Annotated in this window: 24 protein-coding genes; 4 read left to right on the plus strand and 20 right to left on the minus strand. The window is 43.2% G+C overall.

Going from position 1 to position 23,249, the window contains the following annotated elements:
• The first annotated feature begins 12 nt into the window (after window positions 1–12).
• The 3 genes from NST38_RS17320 (at window position 13) to NST38_RS17330 (ending at window position 3,015) form a co-directional block, all read left to right on the plus strand.
• On the plus strand, window positions 13–1,245 hold the full coding sequence (locus NST38_RS17320; protein WP_076250327.1) for an aminopeptidase: 1,233 nt from the start codon (window positions 13–15) through the stop codon (window positions 1,243–1,245).
• Between the two features lie 248 nt (window positions 1,246–1,493).
• Window positions 1,494–2,084 carry an RNA polymerase sigma factor gene (locus NST38_RS17325; protein WP_076250324.1) on the plus strand — a complete coding sequence of 197 codons (591 nt, stop codon included), beginning with the start codon at window positions 1,494–1,496 and terminating at the stop codon, window positions 2,082–2,084.
• A complete protein-coding gene (locus NST38_RS17330; protein ID WP_341344026.1) occupies window positions 2,053–3,015 on the plus strand; it encodes a hypothetical protein in 963 nt (320 codons plus the stop codon). The genes NST38_RS17325 and NST38_RS17330 overlap by 32 nt, the downstream gene beginning before the upstream one ends.
• Window positions 3,016–3,017: 2 nt before the next feature.
• On the opposite strand, the gene NST38_RS17335 is transcribed toward NST38_RS17330, so the two are convergent.
• Window positions 3,018–3,530: a hypothetical protein gene (locus NST38_RS17335; protein ID WP_076250320.1), complete on the minus strand. Its 513-nt coding sequence runs from the start codon at window positions 3,528–3,530 to the stop codon at window positions 3,018–3,020.
• A gap of 232 nt (window positions 3,531–3,762) precedes the next feature.
• Here NST38_RS17335 and NST38_RS17340 point away from each other — a divergent pair, with 232 nt between their 5' ends.
• Window positions 3,763–4,413: a hypothetical protein gene (locus NST38_RS17340; protein ID WP_076250318.1), complete on the plus strand. Its 651-nt coding sequence runs from the start codon at window positions 3,763–3,765 to the stop codon at window positions 4,411–4,413.
• A 69-nt stretch (window positions 4,414–4,482) separates the two neighbouring features.
• On the opposite strand, the gene NST38_RS17345 is transcribed toward NST38_RS17340, so the two are convergent.
• The 19 genes from NST38_RS17345 to NST38_RS17435 form a co-directional block, all read right to left on the minus strand.
• Window positions 4,483–5,799 (minus strand): hemolysin family protein, encoded by a 1,317-nt coding sequence (locus tag NST38_RS17345; RefSeq protein WP_076250316.1) that lies wholly within the window; start codon window positions 5,797–5,799, stop codon window positions 4,483–4,485.
• A 376-nt stretch (window positions 5,800–6,175) separates the two neighbouring features.
• On the minus strand, window positions 6,176–7,759 hold the full coding sequence (locus tag NST38_RS17350; protein WP_083684348.1) for a sigma-70 family RNA polymerase sigma factor: 1,584 nt from the start codon (window positions 7,757–7,759) through the stop codon (window positions 6,176–6,178).
• A gap of 232 nt (window positions 7,760–7,991) precedes the next feature.
• Window positions 7,992–8,450, minus strand: a complete 459-nt coding sequence (gene gerQ, locus NST38_RS17355; RefSeq protein WP_036613981.1) for a spore coat protein GerQ — start codon at window positions 8,448–8,450, stop codon at window positions 7,992–7,994.
• A gap of 75 nt (window positions 8,451–8,525) precedes the next feature.
• Complete coding sequence (locus tag NST38_RS17360) at window positions 8,526–8,948, minus strand: cell wall hydrolase (protein WP_036613979.1); 423 nt, start codon at window positions 8,946–8,948, stop codon at window positions 8,526–8,528.
• A gap of 160 nt (window positions 8,949–9,108) precedes the next feature.
• Entirely contained in the window at window positions 9,109–10,794 is a 1,686-nt protein-coding gene (locus NST38_RS17365) for a hypothetical protein (protein WP_143781233.1), read from the minus strand.
• 204 nt (window positions 10,795–10,998) lie between these two features.
• Complete coding sequence (locus NST38_RS17370) at window positions 10,999–11,748, minus strand: glucose 1-dehydrogenase (RefSeq protein ID WP_076250310.1); 750 nt, start codon at window positions 11,746–11,748, stop codon at window positions 10,999–11,001.
• A gap of 147 nt (window positions 11,749–11,895) precedes the next feature.
• Window positions 11,896–12,288 carry a DUF2500 domain-containing protein gene (locus NST38_RS17375; protein WP_076250308.1) on the minus strand — a complete coding sequence of 131 codons (393 nt, stop codon included), beginning with the start codon at window positions 12,286–12,288 and terminating at the stop codon, window positions 11,896–11,898.
• Window positions 12,289–12,497: 209 nt separating this feature from the next.
• The gene (locus tag NST38_RS17380) at window positions 12,498–13,067 is read right to left on the minus strand and encodes a hypothetical protein (RefSeq protein WP_076250306.1); all 570 of its coding nucleotides are present in this window, start codon (window positions 13,065–13,067) and stop codon (window positions 12,498–12,500) included.
• A gap of 252 nt (window positions 13,068–13,319) precedes the next feature.
• Window positions 13,320–14,387 (minus strand): collagen-like protein, encoded by a 1,068-nt coding sequence (locus tag NST38_RS17385; protein WP_076250305.1) that lies wholly within the window; start codon window positions 14,385–14,387, stop codon window positions 13,320–13,322.
• 315 nt (window positions 14,388–14,702) lie between these two features.
• Complete coding sequence (locus NST38_RS17390) at window positions 14,703–15,296, minus strand: C39 family peptidase (protein WP_076250303.1); 594 nt, start codon at window positions 15,294–15,296, stop codon at window positions 14,703–14,705.
• A 41-nt stretch (window positions 15,297–15,337) separates the two neighbouring features.
• The gene (locus NST38_RS17395) at window positions 15,338–15,832 is read right to left on the minus strand and encodes an AAA family ATPase (protein WP_076250301.1); all 495 of its coding nucleotides are present in this window, start codon (window positions 15,830–15,832) and stop codon (window positions 15,338–15,340) included.
• Between the two features lie 35 nt (window positions 15,833–15,867).
• Entirely contained in the window at window positions 15,868–16,410 is a 543-nt protein-coding gene (locus NST38_RS17400) for a GNAT family N-acetyltransferase (RefSeq protein WP_076250299.1), read from the minus strand.
• A gap of 28 nt (window positions 16,411–16,438) precedes the next feature.
• The gene (locus tag NST38_RS17405; protein WP_101313677.1) at window positions 16,439–17,185 is read right to left on the minus strand and encodes a class I SAM-dependent methyltransferase; all 747 of its coding nucleotides are present in this window, start codon (window positions 17,183–17,185) and stop codon (window positions 16,439–16,441) included.
• 34 nt (window positions 17,186–17,219) lie between these two features.
• Window positions 17,220–17,642, minus strand: coding sequence for an NUDIX hydrolase (locus NST38_RS17410; RefSeq protein ID WP_076250297.1), 423 nt, complete (start codon window positions 17,640–17,642; stop codon window positions 17,220–17,222).
• A 95-nt stretch (window positions 17,643–17,737) separates the two neighbouring features.
• Window positions 17,738–18,775, minus strand: coding sequence for a CHAP domain-containing protein (locus NST38_RS17415; protein WP_256719990.1), 1,038 nt, complete (start codon window positions 18,773–18,775; stop codon window positions 17,738–17,740).
• A gap of 119 nt (window positions 18,776–18,894) precedes the next feature.
• The gene (locus NST38_RS17420) at window positions 18,895–19,320 is read right to left on the minus strand and encodes an NUDIX hydrolase (protein ID WP_076250295.1); all 426 of its coding nucleotides are present in this window, start codon (window positions 19,318–19,320) and stop codon (window positions 18,895–18,897) included.
• A 57-nt stretch (window positions 19,321–19,377) separates the two neighbouring features.
• The gene (locus NST38_RS17425; RefSeq protein ID WP_076250294.1) at window positions 19,378–20,157 is read right to left on the minus strand and encodes a phosphotransferase family protein; all 780 of its coding nucleotides are present in this window, start codon (window positions 20,155–20,157) and stop codon (window positions 19,378–19,380) included.
• Window positions 20,158–20,218: 61 nt separating this feature from the next.
• On the minus strand, window positions 20,219–22,012 hold the full coding sequence (locus tag NST38_RS17430) for a serine hydrolase domain-containing protein (protein WP_179087843.1): 1,794 nt from the start codon (window positions 22,010–22,012) through the stop codon (window positions 20,219–20,221).
• A gap of 68 nt (window positions 22,013–22,080) precedes the next feature.
• Complete coding sequence (locus tag NST38_RS17435) at window positions 22,081–23,115, minus strand: hypothetical protein (protein ID WP_076250292.1); 1,035 nt, start codon at window positions 23,113–23,115, stop codon at window positions 22,081–22,083.
• Window positions 23,116–23,249 lie beyond the last annotated feature (134 nt).

Here is a 23,249-nt window from a genome sequence, read left to right on the forward strand (position 1 = left end):
GAGGGAACTCATATGTTAAGTTTTGAACAAAAACTGGATCGTTACGCTGAACTGGCTGTAAGAGTAGGTGCTAACGTGCAGCCAGGACAAGTATTTGTCATCTCTGCGATGATTGATACCGCTGAATTTGTACGTTTGCTGGTACGTAAGGGATATGAAGCTGGAGCCAAGCAGGTGATTGTAAAATACGGAGATGAAACCGTCAATCGATTGCGGTTTGAGATGGCCCCTGAGGAATCCTTCCAAGAGCCGCCGAAATGGCATGCAGCGGAGCTTGAAGAACTGGCAGCCAATAATGCAGCCTTCCTGACCGTATTGTCATCCAGCCCAGACCTGATGAAAGGTATTGACCCGGAGCGGATTTCCACCCATCAGCGTACATATGGTCAGGCGATGGCCAAGTACCGTCAGTATCAACAGGCGGATAAAATGAGCTGGACGGGTGTGGCTTGTCCTTCCCCCGATTGGGCAGCCAAAGTATTCCCGGATCTCCCGGCATCTGAGCAGGTTAGCCAGTTGTGGGAAGCCATTTTCGCTGCGGTGAGAGCCGATCTGGAAGACCCTGTAGCGGCTTGGGAACAGCACATTGAACGACTGGAGACCAAAGCCGTTGCACTGAATAACAAGAAGTACCAAGCATTGCACTTCCTCTCCCCAGGGACGGATCTTACTGTCGAGCTTCCAGAAGGTCATATCTGGGCGCAGGCAGGTAGCGTGAATGAGCAAGGCACCCCTTTTGTCGCGAATATCCCGACAGAGGAAGTATTCACCGCTCCAGCCAAACATGGCGTTAATGGCAAAGTGTCCAGCACCAAACCGCTCAGCTATGGCGGCAGTATCATTGATCGTTTTTCACTCACATTTGAGAACGGACGTATCATTGATTTTCATGCTGAAGAAGGTCAGGATACGCTGGAAAGACTCATTTCCATGGATGAAGGATCTCATTACCTCGGCGAAGTCGCTTTGGTTCCCTTCCATTCACCGATCTCTGAGAGTGGCATCCTGTATTACACTACATTGTATGATGAGAATGCGTCGTGCCATCTTGCGATTGGCAGTTCCTATGCATTCAATATCGAAGGTGGCAAAACGATGTCTCCTGAAGAGCTTGCAGCCCGTGGTATGAACACCAGCATCACCCATGTGGACTTCATGATGGGCTCTCCCGAGACGGACATTTACGGTATCACAGCAAACGGCGAACGCGAAGCCATCTTCCTTAAGGGAGACTGGGCGTTTTAACTGATCACGGAGAGTTATCTCCTACTAATGTATTTTCACTGAACAGTCGAAAAGGCTGTCTTGCAACCATGTATTCATGGTTGGCGGGACGGCCTTTTATTAATTTTCAGCCAACTTTCCCGCATGTTATACATACTTCCCTCATCTGGTTTTTCCCGGACCAACCTCCCATTGTATCGTTTCCATATTATGTTGTAAAATGTAATGATACCAATGTTTGTGGATTGTTCACCAGAAAGGAGAACATCATGGCCAATCGGCTCCAGTTATTACTAGCCTCAGATTTCCATAATTTAGGCTTTGCACTTCAAGAAGAAGTGTATTATGAATATTATAATATGGTACATGGTCTTATCGTTTATATCATCAAGGAGCGTGCTGCAGCAGAAGATATTATTCAGGAAGCTTTTATCAAAATCATTAAAAACAAACCCATCTTTGAAGACGAGGTCAAACTGAAAGCCTGGCTCAAGGTTGTCACACGGAACACAGCTATTAATTATCTGAGAAAAAATAAAAATAACCGTAACCAATTGGATACGGATAGTGTTTTTATAGATATGGAGACGATGAATCAGACCGCAGCTTCCGTGGAAAGCATGGTAGAAACGCAGATGATGGAAGAGTCCATTGAATATTATCTCAGACAGCTCAAACCGGAATATCGTGTATTGGTGGAGTTACGGTGGAAAAAAGGTCTCTCCTACCGAGAGATGGCCGAACTGCTGGATACCTCCGAAGACATTGTGAAGCAACGTTTGTTCAGAGCCCGTGGCAGTATCAAGAAGAAATTACATAAGGAATGGGGTGGAAGCATTGAGCAAAGGCAAGTCCGATAAAAACGTGGAGCGATTCGATTCAGAGCTGGAAGACGAATATTTCGACGCTGCGTTTGACCTGGCTTTTGATGAAGCTTTCCATCAGGCCGTCTCTGCCCCTTCCGCCTCCCATACCGAATCCATGCAGAAATCCTGGCAGAAGGTAAACAGGGAAATTAACAGAATCGGTTTACGTAAAAAAAGAATACGTACCTTACGACTTTCAGTTGTCGTAGCTGCGTCCGTGACCATCGGAGCCGTTATTTTCAGCCTGCCGTCCGGTACGCAAGCGGTATCCCCTTTTGTGCAATCCATCAAGGATTGGGGCAATGGCATGAAATCCATTATCATTGAGGATCGTACGACCCAACTGGGGGCTGATCCGTCAACAGCCAAAACGCCTCCACCACCAGAAACCAGCTTGGACGACATTCTTAAAGTACAAGAAGAAGAAGCTCTTAATACACCTTCGTATGAGTTATCGAGCCATCTGTTTCGTCCAGTACTTGTTACGGAAGAGATCGCACGCGAAGGGTTCATGGGTGACTTTCTGTTATCCAAGGCCATTCCCAAGCGATTCAACAAGGTCAAATTCGAACTCGTGATCGATACTGAAAACCCTGTGAATCCAGACGATTATTATGAGTCCACACAAATGAGAGTTCAATATACCAGTGAAGGCAAGAGCATAGAGGATGAGATTATCCAGTTTGATTATGTCCATGTCATGCCTGGGGAGAAAATTGAAGGGGCCATGCTTCGAGATATGAGCACCGTAAAGCTGGCGGATGGCTCGGAAGCACTGATGTATATCGGCCCACCCTATAACTCCTTTCAGTGGATGATGGGTTCCAACAATATGAGTCTGTTTGGCACCCTTTCGGAAGAAGAAATGACTGCTATTGCCAACGATTTTCAAGAGCAGAAGTTTCCAGGCAGCACCCGTCGATAAGATCAGAATAACACGGTGCCAGAGACATGTTTGCTTGTATCCGTGGTACTTCCATCATACGCTGTATGAATACTGGTAACGCGATAATAATATCCTGGCATAACGGTCCAATCCGATGCGGCATTCAGTAAGTTTGTATTCGTTGCATTGTTGGAATTCGTTTTAAAAGTTACCCATGCTGTTCCTGTCCAGCGCTCAAGTCGATAATCTACGGAAAGTGTCTTCATTGCTGTATATGTCATGGTCTTGGTATTGACGATAGCCGATAGTCCACCCCCAGGAATGACTGCACCGACCGCTTGATAGAAATGTCCAAGTTCTCGAGTGGTAGCAAGCGAATGGATGGATGGTTCTGGCGGTGGCGGAGCTGTAAGGGCACCAGAGGACACGTTGATCATCGGGCTTGCAACGGCTGGTTCGGACGTAGGTATAGCCAGGATTGTTGGCACCATTAACAAGGCAACAAGGGTTATTTTTAGTATAGATGCTGCACTCTTTGTTTTCATTTTCCGCATTTGATCCATCCTCCGCTTCCATACTTGATTTTGTGTAAGGGTATAAACGGACGGATCGGGTGACAGGTTTCAAAAAAAAATTAGACGCTCCGATGTTTCTGTCGGCAGCGTCTTTTATCTTTGTATACATCTCCAGCATGGTTGAAACCTAAATTATTCCAGCCCGTATGTATTGGGTAATGGATACACGAAACCATATGAACCAACCAGATTTGCAAATGAGGTGTAAAACTTGAGTAAATTTCAATCCAAATCCAGAAGGCATCGTCACAGCTCCAATCCGAATGAACTACATATCGAAGTTTCCGGCTCGTTCAAACGTTGGCTTGTTATCTTGGTGAGTGCACTTACCGCAGGGACCTTAATATATTTCTTGGCTACAGCTCGGGAAAGCTGGATAAGCATGGGGATTGACCGCTATGTATTGCCCTTTATGATCTGGGGACTTGTACTGTCCCCCATCCTTGCTTTTCTTTTCCTCAGGCAGAGTGTCCGAACCCTTTCCCATGTCAAATTTTTACGTGTTTTCGGGATTGCTTTCTCCCTTCTGCCTCTGGTACTTCTGTTTTATGTGTTACCCGTAACACTTGGCATGGTGAATGATCACCTGACCCAGTTTAAGCAAAATCCCGTGTTATCCACCACTAAGGTGGGGGACTACAATTCTCACGAGGTTACTTTTGTCGATACGCCTATGTACGCCATCATCACCATTAAGACACCGACAACAACCCAATCCACTCGAAAAAAGCTGAATATCCAGCATGATCTGGCTCCGGGAGAGAATGTTTACGTCACTTATAAGCGAATTTCTATCGAGAATAGCTTGGTCACGGAGAACCGTTATGCCGATATTGTCATTCATGCACCCAAAGAATCATGAACATGCAAAGAAGCTGTACGATGACCATTACGTCACCACACAGCTTCATCTGTTACAATTTCGATCTGGCTACGCGCCTTCTTCTTCAACCAATAGTTCCAGCTTAATCACATTTACTCGGGAAATCCGCTTATGTTCTGTCTCTTGAATGACAAATACATAACCCCCATACTCAACCGATTGACCAACCTCAGGTGGAATGGCATCTACTCTGGAGTACAGCCAGCCCCCGATGGTATCGTAATCGGCACGATCCATCTCCAGTCCGAATCGTTCGCTGACTTCTTCAATCAGCATCAATCCATCAATAGAGTATTCCATCTCATCCACTTGTTCAATGACAGGACGCTCATGGTCGAATTCATCCTGAATCTCGCCTACGATCTCTTCCATGATATCTTCAAGTGTAACAAGCCCGGAGGTTCCCCCGTATTCATCAATCAGAATCGCAATCTGTGTCTTGCTACGCTGCATACGCTTGAGCAGATCACTGATTAGCGTGGTATCTGGCACAGCCAGGATGGGCCGGATCACGGAGATGGTATCCGTAAGTTGGGATCGCATCAGATCCTTAATGTGAATAAAGCCGATAATATGATCCTTGTCTCCGTTATATACCGGATACCTTGTTCGCATACTCTCACTGGCAATCTCCAGATTTTCCAGCATGGACTCATTGGCATTCAGACAGATCATTTCCGTCCGCGGAATCATAATTTCACGGGCGGTTGTATCCGTAAAATCAAATATATTATCAACAAGTGCTAATTCAGTGTTATCAATTAAACCGCTCTTATTGCTTTCTTTCATCAGAATGCGTATTTCATCTTCGCTATGTGCGGAGTCCATCTCCGAAGCTGGTGCCATTCGGAACAGTCTCAACAAGCCGTTAGCCATACCGTTCAGTGCCCATATGAATGGATACATTAACTTGTAGAAGAACGTTAGCAAAGCCGCAGACCACAACGTGATCGTCTCAGACTTTCGAATCGCCATCGTTTTGGGAGCAAGTTCTCCCAGTACAATGTGCAAGATTGTAATAATCACAAATGCAATGGCAATAGAGATTCCATGAACGTAGACTGGCCCCAGTCCAAATGCGGTAAACACGGGCTCTAACAGATGTGCAATTGCCGGTTCTCCCAGCCACCCTAGTCCCAGTGAAGCCAAAGTTATACCTAGTTGGCAAGCTGACAGATATGCATCCAGATTACGTACGATATTGGAAGCATAGATGGCATTTTTGTTGCCTGTTTCCACCAAAGCCTCAATCCGGCTTCCACGAACCTTCACCATCGCAAATTCCGCCGACACAAAGAAACCATTCATTAATACAAGTAAACCAATGATTACTAAATTTAAAATACTCGGTAAGGGGTCACTCAAATTTTCATCCTATTCGCCGTCATTCTTCGGCAAATAGGTCCACCTCCTTCGAAAATGTAGGATATTTGCCATTCTGCCGCTCATATGCAATTTCAACTTCCCAATGCTTCCACCTCCACCTTGTTCTGTCGAATAAAAAAGATATGCTTCTTTTATTATATAATTCTAAACTACACAGTCAATCCGTGTCCTATGACAACGAAATGGCACAAACGCCTTTTTTCTTTAACAAAAGTCTCGATTACGCTGTTTTTTTAACATTTCACAAACAATGATCTACCAGAACCAAACCAAAGAGAGCATCCTCGCTCATGCTTCCGCATGGCTGGATACTCTCTTTTTGTAATACGTTATTTCCTCAGATTCTATCCGTTAATTACGATGTCGACTCAATCTCCACTACAGTTTCTGAAGCGGTATTCCAACGCCATCTGGCTAGTTTCCCGCTTGGGTTATGCAATCCACCGATCCAGAATTCATCCTGCTTCAGCAGCGCCCAATCGACTTCTCCATTCAACACCTGAATTCCCAGCTCCGTTAGCGACAGGACTCCGTCACGGAATTTTTCATCATGCTGCTTGAAATTAGGGAAAGTGGTTGCACCGGTCATCTGAAGAAGGGCATGAGGTCCTTCTGTCATCCGCTTCAGATGTGCCCAGTATTCAAGATCACCCATCCCAAGAATATGCAGCTTGTCCCCTACCTCGCGAAATAATGGATACGGATGCTCCACACCTGCTCTTATGGTCTCCAGTGTTGTCTGTTCAATGAGTCCCAGACCGTTCGATACAGATGGCAGACGGGACAAATGTGCCTTAAAGGCAGCTTTCGCAAAGGGTAGCGCAGAAGTATCTGCCTGCAGGTAATCCAGATGATACCGGAAATCAGTCGACGTATAGGCTTCCCAGAACTGTGCACCGGCTTGTAACTCGTTTTTCTCAATCACATGCCAACTGCCGGACAGACGTTCAATTTGTGTGGAGGTAAGCTGTCCAAGTCCTCTAAAGTGCTCAATCTCTGGATACGAGTCAATACAGAGCAGATTCAGTTTCGTATTCTGGAGTGCTTGTCCTTTGAAATAATGCAATAGATACGATAACATCGTCTGATCATAGAGATCGTATTCGAACCATAAGACAATTTCCTTGTATTGTTGAAACGAATGTAACTTGCGTTCAAGTTCCTCAATCTTCAAGTATTCCGCCTGTGGAATGCCCAAATGCTGTTCTAACACGGATGCCCGATTCTGCCGCTCCTTTGTATCTCCCATCTCTTTGGCTACCGGGCCGAACGTATACAACTCTCTCCATACCAGGATGTCTCCCTGAATTCCACTCTCTCTTAAACGATTGGCAGCATGATCCCCATTCATAATGTGTAACAATCCTTTTCCCCCTTCATACAAGTCACTGAATACAGAGACCAGATCCCTTACTGGCATAGAGCGCTTGAGTTTGGATCGGGCATCGAACAGTCTTTTCTTTAATGCAGGTACCTTCACCCCGAGGAAATCCGATATTTCCTTGAGCGAGTATCCTTCCAAATAAAACAGTTCAACAGCAATCCGCATCGATGATGGCAGTATTGCAATGGAATCACGCAGCGTACGATGCATTTCATTTTGCACCGCTTGTTTTTCCGGATTATGCGACTGATCCTCTTCATGGAATACATGCTCCAGCTCCTGAACTGGGATCATGGTATGCTGCTTGCGTCTTAGCCAGCGATAACACTGCCTCTCCACGATTACCTTGAACCACCCGGGAAAAGCCTCAGGAGCTTCCAACTTGGACAGATTGCCAAAGGCTTCAGTAAATGCTTCCTGTACGACATCTTCAGCCCAAAATGTATCTCCTAAACGATTGTAGGCAACAGCAAGAGCCATCCCGCGATATTGAGACATCAGTTGTGCGTAAGCTTCGGTTTCGCCCTTCATCGCTCCTTCAATCCATGAATTCAATGCTATGGACTCCCTTCATATAAGCATGCTGCTTGTTCTATTCATGTATAAGTGCCATGTTATCGCCAAAAGGTTACGTATGACTTTAAACCTATAGTAACCTTCGTATATATGTTTATGTAAAAGCTGTCCTGTCTGCGGATTACCTCCACATTCAGGACAGCGAAATAAATCAGTATGTGTTAGACATGTGACATGTCAGTTATCAATCAACATGATGAAGTGCCAATGATTATCTGCTTGGAGCTTGCGGGTAATTGCCTACCACGCCCGGATATTGATACAACAACGGCTCATCAAATGTAGCATAGTCGAAGTTGACCATCAACAGCATGATTCGTCTACCTGTCTTTGGGTCACTGATGATAATATGGTCACGTCCCGCTGCTTCAATGATACCTTGGAATATGCGAGCGTTCCATTCTTTATTGCCTTCATATGTCATGTAGAACGTACCGAATTTCCCAAGGTTCAAACGTAAAATATTCTCAATGTATGACTGCTCAAACTGTGGAGCAGTTGTTGTAATCACTGCACCCGTTGGTGTCATTGGGCTTCCACTGGATACGAGTGGCGGTACACTTGTGGAGCTTGGTGATACCATCCCTGGCGTTGGTGACATGGCAGGCATTCCGTTACCGATTTTGTAAGACGTACCTTGAACCTGAGAATTGGCTTGTTGACCCAACACGGAATTCGCTTGCTGACCCAGTGTTTGAGTTGTTGGTTGATAAGGCTGATTAATCATGGTGATTCCTCCCAAAATTTAATATACTTCCGGACAGTCATCGCCTGTCGGACTGAAGAAACAATGCGCTTTGAAACGTCCTGTATTTTGCTGGTCATACCACGTTGGTGGGCAGTCGCCCACAGGTCGGAAAAACCACAATGAATTGCTCGCTGGCCAGATGCGCTCTCCATTGATCACCCGTTGTGCGAGACGAATCTCGGACTGTCTTGCCCGTTGGTAAAAGTACCCCTTCTGTGTTGACTCGTAGCCTCCTGGATTCTGGAATACCATACGATTGATATCGCGAATATCCTTAAAGTCCAGACAATCCACCAGCACCCGGTTCACACCTACATTGCCCACAAGCAACATACCCTGATCGCCGTCACCTTCAGCCTCTGCCCTCATGAGCCTAGCCAGCAGCTTGACGTCCTCTGAGTTGGCTTTAATAACAGCCATAGTCTGTTTCCTCCCTTGTTTCAGCTGTTCATCACCGTACATCGTATTGTGCAGGAGCCCATTCGGTGACACGATTCCATCTTTTTTCCATAAAAAAAAGCCCGGAACCTCACCCAAGGTGAAGTCCCGAAGCAACTCGTTTCTTATAATACTCGCCTGTTTAAGGCTTGGCTTCAATCCAATAATCATAGGCATGAACAATGTTACCTTGGTAAGCCTGATGTTCGGCCAGCAGATCCGGAAGCTTGGCAAGCTGAAGTTCCATCTCCGCTGCCCCTTTTTCATAAAAAGAAATATGAGGACCTTCGTGGTTCTGCTTCATTTCTACCGAAATCATTAACCTTTTTCCCAAACGATCCGCGATCTCCATCTCCTGACTCACAACAGCAGCAATCCCATTGGAACCTTCGGCGTTGTTACGGAAAGCCATCAGCGACACATGATCGAGTGTACGGATCATAAATTCAGTCACAGATGTATCCTTTCCTGGCAACGCGAAGCTATCCAACCATACAGCAAGGTCTGCGCTTGTTTCGAGATCACTATCCTTCTTTGTTTCTTCCTGGAAAAATGTAATGTTGGCAGCCCATTCGGTCAATAAGGTGTCCCGACTATTCTCCCACTCTGGCAATGTGTAAGGCTCAATATCCAGATGGATGCCTTCAAATCGTTCATCCGGCTCGGATTCGGCATTATAGTTTTTCACATAATCAATCAAGCGCTTAATGCGTGGACGATTCTCCTTCTTACCCCAGATCGGATGTCCACCCATCGCATGGATCTCAATGCCCTGCGCTTTTGCCCGTTTCACAAAACTGCGATAGCTGGAATAGGGTTGATCCAGGTCCAACCTGACATACAACCAGTTAATATTCTGCTCTCTAGCAAATGCTAGTATGTGCTCTCCCCCGTCATTCGTCACCTGAGAGGCCTCCCAGATATACGTTCCCCGAATCTCTGGCTGATTGGATGGAGTCTCCGGTGATGGCAGTTCCGAGGGCTCCAGTTGTCCCCAGTATACGATGTCATGTACAGCAGAACCTGCGTAGGAACTATGCTCGCCGAATGCGGAGGCAACTTCTTCAATAACACTTTCCAGTTGTGCTGCACCTTTCCCGGCAAATGACGTGAACTCCTCGCCAGGCATGGGCTTGGTGTTCAACCCAACCGTCACGCTCACATTGCTGGCATCTGCCCAGTTCATTTCCTGTTCAATCAAACGTATGATACCATTGTTCCCTTGCGCGTTATCACGGTAAGCGAGTAAAGTGACATGCTCCACTTGTTCAATGAACCAACGTGACAATGGTTCGTTATCTGCATCCTCAGAAACTCTATTTCCTGTGACGGTATAGGAATCCAGCCAAAATGGCAGGTCAATATTCACTGCAACTGCGCCATCCTGTCTCACTTGCTCAAATAACAGATTCATATTGGCTACCCAGGATTGTACCAGTGGCTTAGCATCTTCTTTCCAGGCTGGTAACACATAGGGCTTGATATCCAGATGTATGGCATCAAATTGTTCGTTGGGCTCAGCAGCTTGATTGTAATCACTTACCCAAGACGCTAATCTGAGCATGGGGCCTTCACGGCCACTGAGTGCCCAGGATGGATCGCCTCCCAGCGCTTCAACCGCAATACCTGCACGGCTTGCTTGGGCTATAAACGTCTGGTATACCTCTTTGGACAGCGCCATGTCTACATTCACGTACAGCCTGTTTATCTTATGTTTAGCTGCATTGGCCAACAGCTCATCTCCGTTGCTAACAGACTGTGCCTGCCATACCCAGGCCGCCCGTATATCTGCGCCGTCTGCTTCAGCAGGTGACTCATTCCCTATCATTATCATCCCTCCGATCAGCAGTAACAGCCAAAATACCTTCCGGGATTGTTTCCCGAACATATACTCCCTCCATTCCTCTACTGTTGTAAAATCACATTTATTATAGCAACCGAGTTATTAAAAACAAATAAGCCCAAGTGCTTAACTTGGGCTTATTACTCTTATGTTGGATAATCTTAGGGCTTGCCCGAGTCAATCCCGGTTCTAGTCCTCATATATCATTTTTCGGGTCATGCCTCCATCAATAACGAGGTTGGTCCCTGTGACAAAGGTATTGCTTGGGTCAGACAAATATAGACAAGCACGGGAGATATCCGAAGGAACACCCACACGACCGGAGGGATGCTGTTCATGATCCTCCTTTTTCAATTTCTCCACGTCTCCTGTCTCAATCCATCCCGGACTGATACAATTGACCCGAATTTGGTCCTTGCCCAGTGAGACCGCCAGCGCATGTGTCAGAGCTACAATCGCTCCTTTGGATGCGGCATAAGCTTCGGTATCCGGCTCAGACATCAGTGCACGGGTAGAAGCCATGTTGATAATGGCACCCCCGTGTTCATTGCTTTTCATATGTTTGGCTGCTTCCCGACTCGCCAAAAAGCAACTTCTCACATTGGTATTGAGTACATCGTCCCATTCTTCCAGCGTCAGCTCATAGGGTGATTTCCATTTGGCGAGTCCTGCATTATTCACCAAAACATCAATTTGTTTGAATTCTTCCACGGTTGTCCGAAAAAGATTCGTAATATCCTGCTCGCTCCGAACATCACATTGGACAAAGATGGCTTCTCCGCCTTCATTACGAATGGAAGCTGCGGCTGCGGCACCCTCGGCTTCCTTGTGATCGGCAAGTACAACTTTGGCTCCAGCGACCGCATAAGCTTCAGCCACACTTCGTCCTATCCCTTGAGCGGCACCGGTTACAACAACGACCTGATCTGTAAATGACATATTGATTGCCTCCTCTATGGTAATGATCTTTTGATCATAATCTCATTAAGCCTCTTCTTATATAAAAACACGTTAGGCCCATTAAGAAACGCTTGTCCAGTAAATAATCAAAAAAAGCTCACGCCATTCTGGCGCAAGCTGCTCAGTTTAACCCCGTAGGCGTTCAGAATATACGCGATTATATCGCTCGAAGCCTACATAACGCGTTCCTTTGAACGAGAGCCGTCCTTCATCCCCCTCAGCGCACAAACCATACTCTTCGCCATTGACTTTGAATTCGAGCCGATCTCCACTTTCTACTTCAAAGGTGACGTAGTATAACGTTCGTGCTGTACTACCCGGTTCAGATTGCGACTGACTCATCTTCATCCGTCTGCTGGTGATACGTGAAGGCACGGTCAATAGCGGCTCCGAGTTGTTGCGTCCCCACTTCCATACCTCCTTTCCCATCGACAGAAGGACTATACCTATAATCAGAACAAATACAACCGGAAAGACGGTTCCAAACAAATCAAACATCCAGGATGATTCAATGCCCATGTCTCTCCCTCCGTTCATACAACTTAGGACAGCCGGAGTCTTGACCCGTCTCCTGTAATGTATATGCACGTAAACAAGGAACTTGTTATCCGGATTGAAATCCAACGATGTGAAGGGAAAAACCCTCCGGCAGAATACCGAAGGGTTGCTTCAGACGAAAAATAAGTACTATTTCATTATCTAATACATGCTTAACTAGCAGCCCTGTTTTACTTAAAGGTTGTTGCAAATCGTTGATCCGACAATATAACCTGATTAACCTGTCCCTCTTTTGTCAGCATAAACGATGCACGATAGATAGCCAGATCATCTTTTTCCGCTTGCAGCGACTTCTCATCCAGGAATGTTTCCTTCTGAATATGATAGGCATAATCGATATTACGTTCAGATTCGACCAAAACATGTTCCTTGCCATACAGATCGAGAATCTCTTGATGTGTCATCCCCGCCTCTGCCCCGCGAGCCGTCTTAAAGTACCCTTTCGAATCCTTATTCAGGATTATACTAACGACCTTGGCATCCCTATAGCCAATCGTGATCCCTTTATTGTATTGATAGGATTGACCCACACCGGTTGATGTTCCCTCGCCGAGAATTTTCTCCGTCTCTTCCTGACTCATTCCATACGTAATCTTATCCTCACTGTCGGTCTTCGTCACAGCCAGATCCTGTTCTGAAAATTCATTTGGATTGAATTTGCTATTGCTGCAAGCCGTGACCATGATTAATAATAATGCCGCAACAACCCATGTAATTTTTCTCCAGTGTCCATTCTTCATGTACTCACCTCTGATGTTTTTCCAATATTTTATCATATTATCAACTGAAAAAATAATTAGTAGTGACGTTTTCACCATTCCTCGCAAACAAAAAGAGTATCCGATATGTAGTTACTCCTGTACCATTATCCGCTCCAACTGAGATAACAGCCTCAGGTAAAGCACTGCTATCTCAGTTCAAGCAAACCCATGTTACCCTTGTGGATGCATATTTAATAAAGCTGAGGACAATTAGCTAGCCTGTTAACTGATTCACGCTAATTGTGTGATCACAAGATGTGCCGATACAGGTCTTGTTCCGCCCGCAAGTGGCGTGATTGTTAATGCAGTAGCATTACCAGCCGGGTTCCGCACGGTCAGAATAGAATTAATCACGGTTGTCTGCACTAAAGCCATACCCACAATCTGAGACGTTCCCGTTGCTCGCCCAACTACAGTAGGAGCCAAATCTGCCCCATTGAGAGTTAAGATTAATTGACCGGCTTCATTGATGCTCACCTGGAACAAAATCTGATACGTACCAATGGCTGCCAGATTGAATGAACTAGGCCCCGTACGGGCGATAGTTGTTCCACTTGTCGGCCCATCCTGAGGAAAGCTTACATCAGTACCGGGAGCAACCGTTGCTGCATTATCAGGTGGCATCAGTGCGAAAAAGTCAGCAAATCCCAGTACGCTTCCGGCTGCTCCTGTTGCACCTGTACCTCCCGTGGCTCCAGCTGGACCAGCTACTCCTGTCGCACCCGTCGGGCCTACTGCTCCTGCTGCACCGGCTGGCCCTGCTGGGCCTACCGCTCCTGCTGCACCGGCTGGGCCTGCCGGGCCTACTGCTCCTGCAGCTCCTGTCGCACCCGTCGGCCCAACAGCTCCAGCAACACCTTGAGGCCCAATTGCCCCGGCAGGTCCAGGATTACCCTGCGGACCTTGTGGCCCTACGGCCCCTGCTTCTCCCGGAATCCCCTGTGCTCCCATAGGTCCAGCAGGCCCGACCGGACCTTGAGAACCTACCGCTCCAGCAGGACCAGGCTGTCCCTGAGGCCCTTGTGGACCAGGTGGCCCCCCTGCTGGTCCTTGAGCTCCAGTTGGCCCTTCAACCCCTTGTTTACCTGGAATACCTTGTACGCCCTGTACGCCTTGTATACCTTGTGGTCCTGTTGGGCCAACGACAGTAGGGGTAGATATATTCACTTCTGGAGGCGGACATTTTACTTGAACGAACTTTTTGACCACTTTCAATCGGCGTTCTTTTCTTTTAACTTTACACGGATGGAATGTTGCTTTTTTTCTCTTCATACGTTTCTTCACTTCTGAATGACTCACAGTGTGGACACCTCCCTATAGACATGGTTTAACGTACGTATGTAGATGAAAAGATGCGTGGACGAACAACCATTTTAACCAAAAAACTCCGCTAATTATCAGGTAAAACAATAAAATCAGTAGCAACTGCCTATACGTTTGATCTATTTTGTTCAAAACCATTAATTGAGTCGAGCTGGTTTACGTGAGGAGATTTGTTCAAAAAAACTCATGCCATTTGGGCATGAGTTGCTTGGTTTAACTAAGCAGACGTTCCGAATAAAGCAGATTAGTTCGTTTAAAGAAATATATCTTGTCCCTTGAAAGAGAGCCGTCTTAAATCTGCATCGGGTGTACGACGATATAGGAGTTTTGAGAAAAAGGTAACCACGACCTCCATAACATGTTGAGTTCATTTATGCTGATTTTTCGATTGTAATATTCTTCATTACAATTAATCTTGTGGTCTAACGATTCTGCCAAGTAAAAATGCGTTTCATCATAACCAACGACGGGAACAAAATGTAAATAACGTTGTTTGGGATGTACTCTAATAAATAAAATAACAGGCACACCTTGGCTGATCTGTTTTTTCAACGTATTCACATTTCCTCGTAAGTACATTGCCTGATATCCTAGTTTTCCGAAAAAAACAACGACCGCTTTGGGATATACCGTCCCATCCAGTAATTTGCGAGGATAGGTTTCATAAAGCTTTGTTCCGTTGGACTCCAAACCGAAATGTCTCAAGACAAACGCACTGGAAAATGCAGCGCATTCGTAGTTTTTCTGAATATCTAACCGATTTGAAGATTGAATGTAATATGCGCTTGGCACATTGACTGTGTACATGCGATCTTTCTTAGGGAAACTGAAATAAAGGGAGATCACCCAGAGAATAATCAACCAAAGTAATACATTGAGAAACAATTCGTGACCTCCTTCGTCTCATCAAGATGTCTTTTAAATGTTCATTCAACACACCAGTTCTTTAAAACCCATTCTTTAATTTGTTCAGCTACTCCCTCTACTGTAACTTCTGTCGTATCAACTGTTTGCATTGGCGGGTCAAACGCAGTTTCCGAATTCTGGAGTAACCAATTGGCAAAATTCTTGTGATCTTCAACCAGGTTCTCGTCCCACCCACGGGCTCTTAAACGCGTCTCGCGAGTAACATCGTCACAATGCAAGTTCATATATAGAATCCGATCAAATCGATCTATGTAATCCGACGATGCAATGTTTTCCGGAACCATCGTTCCGCATAAAACAGTCCCTCGTCCACTTAGCGATATGTTATACGCAATCCTCAACCAATTCTCTTTGGCAATCTGCCAATCCACGTTATCGATGATATCCATATCAAAGACGTCAAATTCGGGAAGTTGCTTGCGAACAAGCGAAGAGATCGTTGTTTTTCCTGTTCCACTTGCGCCTGTCACTATAAAAAGCGGTAATCTTCTCATAACTCGCTCCTTGAGTTAAAATAAATTTTGATTTATTACGTTCTCCATTGATCTGCTTTCAACCCATAAATAATCCTGTTTAAATATGCACCGTTAATATATTCGTAATCCCTTAATTCACCTTCACGTTGAAAGCCTAATTTTTCAGGAATTGCGCGGCTTTTGAGATTATCTGTTGCTACGCCAATTTCAACTTTATTTAATTCAAGTTCATCAAATGCGTAATCAATTAAATTTTTAATCGATTTTGTAATAAGTCCCTTACCCTCATATTCCTGACCAAGCCAATATCCTATTTCAGTCTTCTTGTTTTCTTGATCAATGTACAAGTATCCAATAGAACCAGCAAGCTCGTCTCCACACCAGATTCCTAACCAATAACCATCATCTTGAGCATAGCGTATACGTGTTCCCTTGATGAAATTTCTTGAATCCTCTTCTGTTAATGTCATACTGGGGAACTTCAACCACGCTCCTATATGATCCCTGTTTCGATCGATCAGATTATATAATTGGGGTGCATCTTTCATTGCCAATAGTGATATATAGGTAGCAGTATCCATTTGATATTTAAACATAGCCCACTCTCCGATTCATTTCATTTAATCACCGTTTTCTTGCTTTAATGACAAAGGATACAGGTAACATCTTCGCTCTTTTAAGGAGACTATCGCTATTATTATGTAATTGCATGATATCCTCATCAGATTCTTCTATCATTTGTTCAATGACAAATCCCGCTTTTGCTAGAGCGTTGACATAGGTTGATATTTGACGATCAGTTAAAACTAATTCTCCCTGACAAAAATCAGGAGACACCGCATACCAAGATTCAGCAGAATATGACTTATTGAAAACAAATCTATCATTTTCTTCAACGACACATCTATGAATTGGATGAGACCAGCTGAAAATAAAAATGCCATCTTTCTTTAAATAAGAAGCGATTCGGCTGAAAGTACCTTCAAGATCGGTTGTCCAACCTATGGCATAAATCGAATACACAGCGTCAAAATAATTAGTAGGAATCCCACATTCCTCTTCCATGGGTGAACATATCAATGTTGCAGAAATACCGTAAGTCCTCAAGAGTTGTTGTGTCTTTTCTATCTGTTTCTGGGATATATCCATCCCCCACAGTTCATCTGCTTTGCGATCCCCATGATACTGCAAGGATTGACCATTTCCACAGCCCACCTCTAACATCTTTAATCCTGAGACATCTCCAAAAAGTTGGTGTTTTTCTTCTGAGATAAATGCTCCATAATGTGGAAGCACAATTGCTCTCAAAAAGTCATTCCCTTTTGTATCCCAATAAAAGCTGTTTGTTTCATAAACACTGTACTTGTTCATCTGATAGTCTCCTTTATACACCACATTCAGAACATCACTTGTTACCTTCGTTGAAATATGTAATCTCATTGCCATTAAGTAAGCTTTTAAAGCCGTTCTTGTAGTAAGGCATAAGCTCATCTGCCCGTGTTATATCCAACCATGCAATCTCAGAGATTTCGTCTGGTCTTGATATCTCTTCTCTCCCTCCGACGATTTCCGCTCTGAATGTGATAAAAATGGCATGTTCATTGATTTCTTCAAATTTACACTCGTTTATTGCTACAATACCGTGGACGCCAACATCAAGCCCTGTTTCTTCTTTGGCTTCCCTGATTGCTGCTTGTTCCCATGTTTCATCGGCTTCAACAGCTCCACCAGGCAGCGACCAGCTTGAACGCCCTACATTTATTACGGCAAGCACTTTAGACTTGGATGGATTGGTTAGTAGTGAGTAAACTACATCGACTCGTTTCATAGATTGAACTTCCTTCCTGGAATTGATCTTCCTATGTTTTTGATATAAAATTCATAGCCTCAAGATACATAAACTAGCACACCCATGTACATCAACTAAGTTGGTCTATACTCTCCTTGAAAATTAAATTGATAGCTTTCATCTACACGGATATATCCGAGAATACAATGTCCTCTTTCTCTGTATAAAACGCTAGAGTAGTTTTTATTGTCTGTGTTCCCCTCTGCAACCAATAATTGATCACCGTCACAGGCCAAAACAATTCCAATGTGATCGTGAGAATTATCCGTTAAGAGCTTCTCATAAATGACTATATCACCACGCTCTGGTTCAAATCCTTCTTGCATATCCCGATAAAAGAATCCTGTTTCAGCTAGCTGAGCCCAGTCTAACCAAGCACCCACCCCAGCTAATCGATACATTCGATTAGGATATCTAATAGGGAGTTTTATTCCAACTTTCATACAACAATGATATACGAATGCGGCACACCAATTGGCTTCAAGTACTTTACAGATATCAGAATCCGGCCAATACCTGCAAATTTCCTGATATCGTTGATCCCCTGAAGTACCAATAATATTTTGCTTTGCCAGCGTTTCTGCGAAATCAGCTAACTTAGAACGCCGCTCTTCAGTATTTATGTGAACTGTTTGCACATTAACATTAACGTCTGCTTTTATATTCTCCTTCGAAATCCCCAATTCAGTAAATACATTCTGTATTCTACTTATCTCTGCCTTTGATAAGTTTCTATTTGGATTCTGGAAGTATATCTGAAACAGTATGGCATCTTTAATAACTTCTTCATATGGGCCATGAACTAGATGTGTATCTTCCTGATAGAAGATTGACTTAAGAATGATAGACAATTCATCTGTCGTAAAAATTTCAGCACTGCGACCAGGAAAGTCTTCGATTCCTGTTTTGTAGAAATAAAAACCGTGGAGTAACCCTGCAATCGCAGTAATTTCCGAATCCTGTACTCTTTTCATAGCAAGCATGGAAGCGAAATTAGAAACCCCATAAAGATGAGCCAACATACCTTCCTTGTTAATACTTTCCTCAAGAAGCATTTCATGAACGAGACTACGAACAGTGTCCAGCCGTTTAGATTTCTTTCCTGAACTCAAACTTTGGCCTCCCTACCTTTCTTGACTGGGTCATATTCGGCTTTATTCCTAGACCCATATCTATGATGAATCTGCAATTAAAGGTAATTTTAGAGAATACACTGTAATATGTAACACGCTTAAATATTATTCTTATCACTGAACTCAATGCAAAAAGGTTGCATCTCAGATTTTAAACAATACTCTATTCTTTCTCTGAAGTTTTTCCATTCGACTTTTAAAATGGCTTCTTCGATCGGAAAGAAACCAGACTCTAAGCTCTCCGATGATGTGATTAATTCTCCTCCTATTGGTTTGGCTAGGAATAATGTATTACATATTGAATTTTCAATATTTTGAAATATTCCACAGAATCTGATGATTTCAATGTCGATTCCGGACTCCTCTTTCGTTTCTCTGACCGCAGCTTGACTTAGGGATTCTCCTTCTTCTACTTGACCACCTGGCATTTCCCATCCTCTTCGTGGTCCTCTAATAAGTAATAATTCATTTTTGTCGTTTATCACGATAGCAGCGGCAGATAAAATATGTTTTGGAGGGCTCATTTATTCAACTCCTTCTAGAGAGATTAATATACGTTTGAAGAACAATTTATTGGCACACTAAAAGAAGTTATATATCCCATCTTCAAAGTAATTATATTCTTCATCCGTTATTCTTAACTTTCCATACCCGTTATAAAATATTTCTCTATCTCTTTCATTATCAAAAGCATTATGTTTCGGTCTAATGGCTAATGCTACATCATATCTTGGATCGCCATAAGCTGCTCCTGCCCAGTCAATAACTCCAACAATATTGCAATCATTAACTAGCACATTATCTATAGTAAAATCTCCATGGATGAAAGTGTTCTCTATTGGTTTTGGTCTTGCTTCTTTCAACTGTTGAAGTAGCTCTGCTGATCCGTCTACAGCAAAGTGAGTTAGATTATATTCTGCTTTATTAAGCATTGTATCTAACCAAGGACTGTCATTGTTCAATAATTCAACAGGACAAGAGCATTCATGTATTTTCTTTAAACAAAGCCCAAAGTTAAAAATCGCTTTTTCTTTACTTTGGAGGTCAGGCATCTTAGAGAGAAATTCTCTTAAACTTATTCCATCAATATAATCCATCAGAAGCCATCTCGATGTGTTCTCAGTATGAAATGAATATACCTTTGGAACAGGGAGTCCCGTATGGTAAAGGTATTGGAGCACCTTATATTCATCGGATAACCATTCATTATAAAGATCGTTTTCTGTCTTCTTGATGATGTACTTTTGATCAAACGTATCCAGTATAGCCACAGTAGAAGTATGACCTTGCTTAGGAAAAGTGATTTTCTGGACTTCCCCTATATGTTCTTTTATTTCAATTGGGAGATCCTGAATATTCATAGTTTCATCCTTTCTACTATCTCATGCTCTTTCTGATCATGTTCTCGTCGATAATTAAGCTCTAAAAGTACAAATCCCATCCCATAATAAAAGCAGCAAATAGGAAAGCCGACATGCCAGACATGATGTATACCGCCTTTTGCTTTTTACTATAGCTTCTTTTCAGCAGTTTGTAGAACAACAAGACAAGATACACCACAGCTAGAATCACATAAACCAGGTTCAAGATGAGATGTATGCGCAATGAAGAATAGGGGGAGAAGCCTAAGGCGCGCATGAACAATAGGATCGTATTCAAAATGAATGCCAGACTGGCGATATTAATGACAATATGATATTTATCGAACCCTGTACCGGGTCTTTCCCAGTTGTTTAATTTGTATTTGGATAACCGAATAAAATAGCCAATTATCGCTCTCAAACTGAGCAGGATCGCAATTGCAAGAGCAATAAAAGATGCTTTGATCAAGTTTATCGTTAAGTTGGATACGGGCAAAAAGTCATTATAAGGAATGGAGGCCTTCTCAATAGCACCGTTACTCTCAACAACATTTGCAAAGTTACTAAGCTCAAATGTTGTATACTTCTGCAGACTTAACATCGAATATGCCTTTGTAAAACCGGAAACGACCCGTCGCGCAGGCAGATAATATCCTCCACTCTCAGATTCAACTGAATTCGTGCTGAAACTACTTCCATACACCTTCTGGACAAGACCAACGTTATAAGCCATTTCATTTGACTGGTTTGTCATGACTACTAACCCAAAATTAGATTCCGGGTCAAAAACAAATTTACTTGAAAATCCCGCCGTACTTCCAGCGTGTTCCAGTGCAGGCACCCAGTATTCCACTTCAAAGAAGCCATGTGCAATTCGTGGAGTTGAAGTCCCATCGTAATATAGACTTGTTGACAGCATCTCGTCTAAGGTGTCATTGTTCGCAAATAATAAATTACTACGATCCACCGGCATTAAGGCTGCAAGAAATCTAGCTGCATCCTCTGCTGTGCCCATGGCGCCCCCCGCAGGGTACAAGCTTATGTATGCTCTATTCTTAGAGATGAGTTTCAGATTCGTAGTGTACCCCTGAATCTCGTTTCTTCGTTTCAAGACGTTTAAATTATCATACTGTGACGGGTGAATCGAAGTGTCTTTCATATTCAGCGGTTTAAATATATGTTCGTTGACATATTTGTAAAAGGGTTGTCCGCTTTGTAATTCAACGATGTAAGCAGCCATAGCCGTACCATAGTTTGAATAAGCAACGACACTCCCAGGTTTATCGATCTGCCTCGGTTCAAATTTTTGTAAAGCTTCACCTAATTCCACAATATCACTCTCGGATGAATACCATAAATCGATCAATCTATCCTCCCATCCTGCGTTATGATGCATAAGGTTGATTAGGGTAATGGGAGCATCGTATTCAAGATTCTTTAGAAATCCTTCCGGCAAATAGTCCTGAATATCGGTATCCAAATCAAGCTTTCCCTGTTCTACAAGCTGCATAACACTCGTCCAAACCAATAGTTTAGAAGTTGAACCCCATTCAAACACAGTAGAGGTGTCTGCTTTTCTCTGTTGCTCAATATCTGCGTATCCATAGGCCTTATTCACAATAGTCTCACCGTTCTTGATAGCTACAACCGAAACGGCAGCGGTATTCTTCTGATTAGTAGCCACATATGAATCTATTGTTTCCTCTAGCGAAGACAACGCAATCCTGGAGGGCGTTGTCTCCACATTCTCTACCTCAGCGTTTACAGGTACCGCACATGTCGTAATGATGAATGCAAGTATCAGAACACAAGCGATTACTTTATTAACATAGTAATATCTTCGATTAATCTTCATTAGCCACTCTCCTTCAAATTTTTTATTCATTGTAGAGTGTTAGTTCTATGGATTAAATAGCGCTTAATTCATTTGTTGAAATGAGGAAGTCTCAACCAGTTAATTACCAAGTAAGAAGTGATGAAGTACCAAAGCTTGAATAACTTAGTAAACTGCTGATCGGTCGGAAATATGCCGTTTTTTCTCCAATCTGTAACAATATCTTTACAACTAACATTTTCTTGTGTGTTTATTCCGTTAATACTTTTGATTTGGTGACTGCTGTGACGTGAATAAGGGCCAAATAAATCAGAAGCATTAAACATACCAAAGAAGCACCCCTTATAATGAGAATTACTATGAATTTGTTTATCTAGCGAATATACCAAATGGTTTACTTCAGGTCTGATAGACTTTTTATCATATAAGCTTTTGTTTCGAGTTATATCCATATTTATGGTCTCTAGAATATTGCTTAGCCTTTTAATAAAATCAGATTGTGTGTAACTATATAAGTTAGCCCATTCATACAGTACTATGCTAATTTCTTTTTTTACTATTGCACCCTTAAACAGATAAGAACTATTGAATATGTCTTTATTATTGATCGTAACTTTTTCAAATGCGGACAAATTATATGTTCGAAGAAGCTCGGTCATCTGAATTGCCCATAAATACTCTTGAAATGAATTTGCTTCTACGTAATGTTCTTTTCCTTTGTTCATGATATGATTTGCATACTTCAAAGCTCTTGAATCAGCGATTTGAACATCTTTCGTTTCTAGCACATTCTCTATGTCGCTTATATTAATATGCTCCCCCTTTTGTACAACTTCTTTAGTAACCTGATGACTCCAAAGGTGTCCTAATTTAGAGTGCGCTTCATAGTAGCTTAGGAACACGCGATGTAATGAAAAAAAATTACTTTCACCTACACTTGAAATCATGTTATCCACATCTTTATGATGAACCCGAAATAAGCGCTTTTGCTTGGTAGCGTACCCATCTTCTACATTAATTGTTTCTCCATCCTCAAAATCAATATAAAAAGAATTTAACGCAGGTAATGTATCAAAATGAGCAGAAACAATAAGTCCGGAATTTTCTGAGGATAATCTATGCAAGTTAATTTCTCCTTTTAATTCGTAAATTCAATTCCAAGTAGATTCAATTCATTTATACTAACTTCATGCCCCTATAGTTTTCGTGCCTTTATCACAAAGGTTGCAGGGAGCATCTTTGCTTTAGTGGCAAAATC

The sequence above is a fragment of the Paenibacillus sp. FSL H8-0104 genome (assembly GCF_038050215.1).
GTDB lineage: Bacteria > Bacillota > Bacilli > Paenibacillales > Paenibacillaceae > Paenibacillus > Paenibacillus amylolyticus.

Bases quoted from the DNA above. Each gene is read 5' to 3' on its own strand.
- NST38_RS17320 (WP_076250327.1), top strand. From the start codon at position 13: ATGTTAAGTTTTGAACAAAAACTGGATCGTTACGCTGAACTGGCTGTA.
- NST38_RS17325 (WP_076250324.1), top strand. From the start codon at position 1,494: ATGGCCAATCGGCTCCAGTTATTACTAGCCTCAGATTTCCATAATTTA.
- NST38_RS17335 (WP_076250320.1), bottom strand. From the start codon at position 3,530: ATGCGGAAAATGAAAACAAAGAGTGCAGCATCTATACTAAAAATAACC.
- NST38_RS17360 (WP_036613979.1), bottom strand. From the start codon at position 8,948: ATGGCTGTTATTAAAGCCAACTCAGAGGACGTCAAGCTGCTGGCTAGG.
- NST38_RS17365 (WP_143781233.1), bottom strand. From the start codon at position 10,794: ATGATAGGGAATGAGTCACCTGCTGAAGCAGACGGCGCAGATATACGG.
- NST38_RS17370 (WP_076250310.1), bottom strand. From the start codon at position 11,748: ATGTCATTTACAGATCAGGTCGTTGTTGTAACCGGTGCCGCTCAAGGG.
- NST38_RS17375 (WP_076250308.1), bottom strand. From the start codon at position 12,288: ATGGGCATTGAATCATCCTGGATGTTTGATTTGTTTGGAACCGTCTTT.
- NST38_RS17380 (WP_076250306.1), bottom strand. From the start codon at position 13,067: ATGAAGAATGGACACTGGAGAAAAATTACATGGGTTGTTGCGGCATTA.
- NST38_RS17395 (WP_076250301.1), bottom strand. From the start codon at position 15,832: ATGAGAAGATTACCGCTTTTTATAGTGACAGGCGCAAGTGGAACAGGA.
- NST38_RS17400 (WP_076250299.1), bottom strand. From the start codon at position 16,410: ATGTTTAAATATCAAATGGATACTGCTACCTATATATCACTATTGGCA.
- NST38_RS17405 (WP_101313677.1), bottom strand. From the start codon at position 17,185: ATGAACAAGTACAGTGTTTATGAAACAAACAGCTTTTATTGGGATACA.
- NST38_RS17410 (WP_076250297.1), bottom strand. From the start codon at position 17,642: ATGAAACGAGTCGATGTAGTTTACTCACTACTAACCAATCCATCCAAG.
- NST38_RS17420 (WP_076250295.1), bottom strand. From the start codon at position 19,320: ATGAGCCCTCCAAAACATATTTTATCTGCCGCTGCTATCGTGATAAAC.
- NST38_RS17425 (WP_076250294.1), bottom strand. From the start codon at position 20,157: ATGAATATTCAGGATCTCCCAATTGAAATAAAAGAACATATAGGGGAA.
- NST38_RS17430 (WP_179087843.1), bottom strand. From the start codon at position 22,012: ATGAAGATTAATCGAAGATATTACTATGTTAATAAAGTAATCGCTTGT.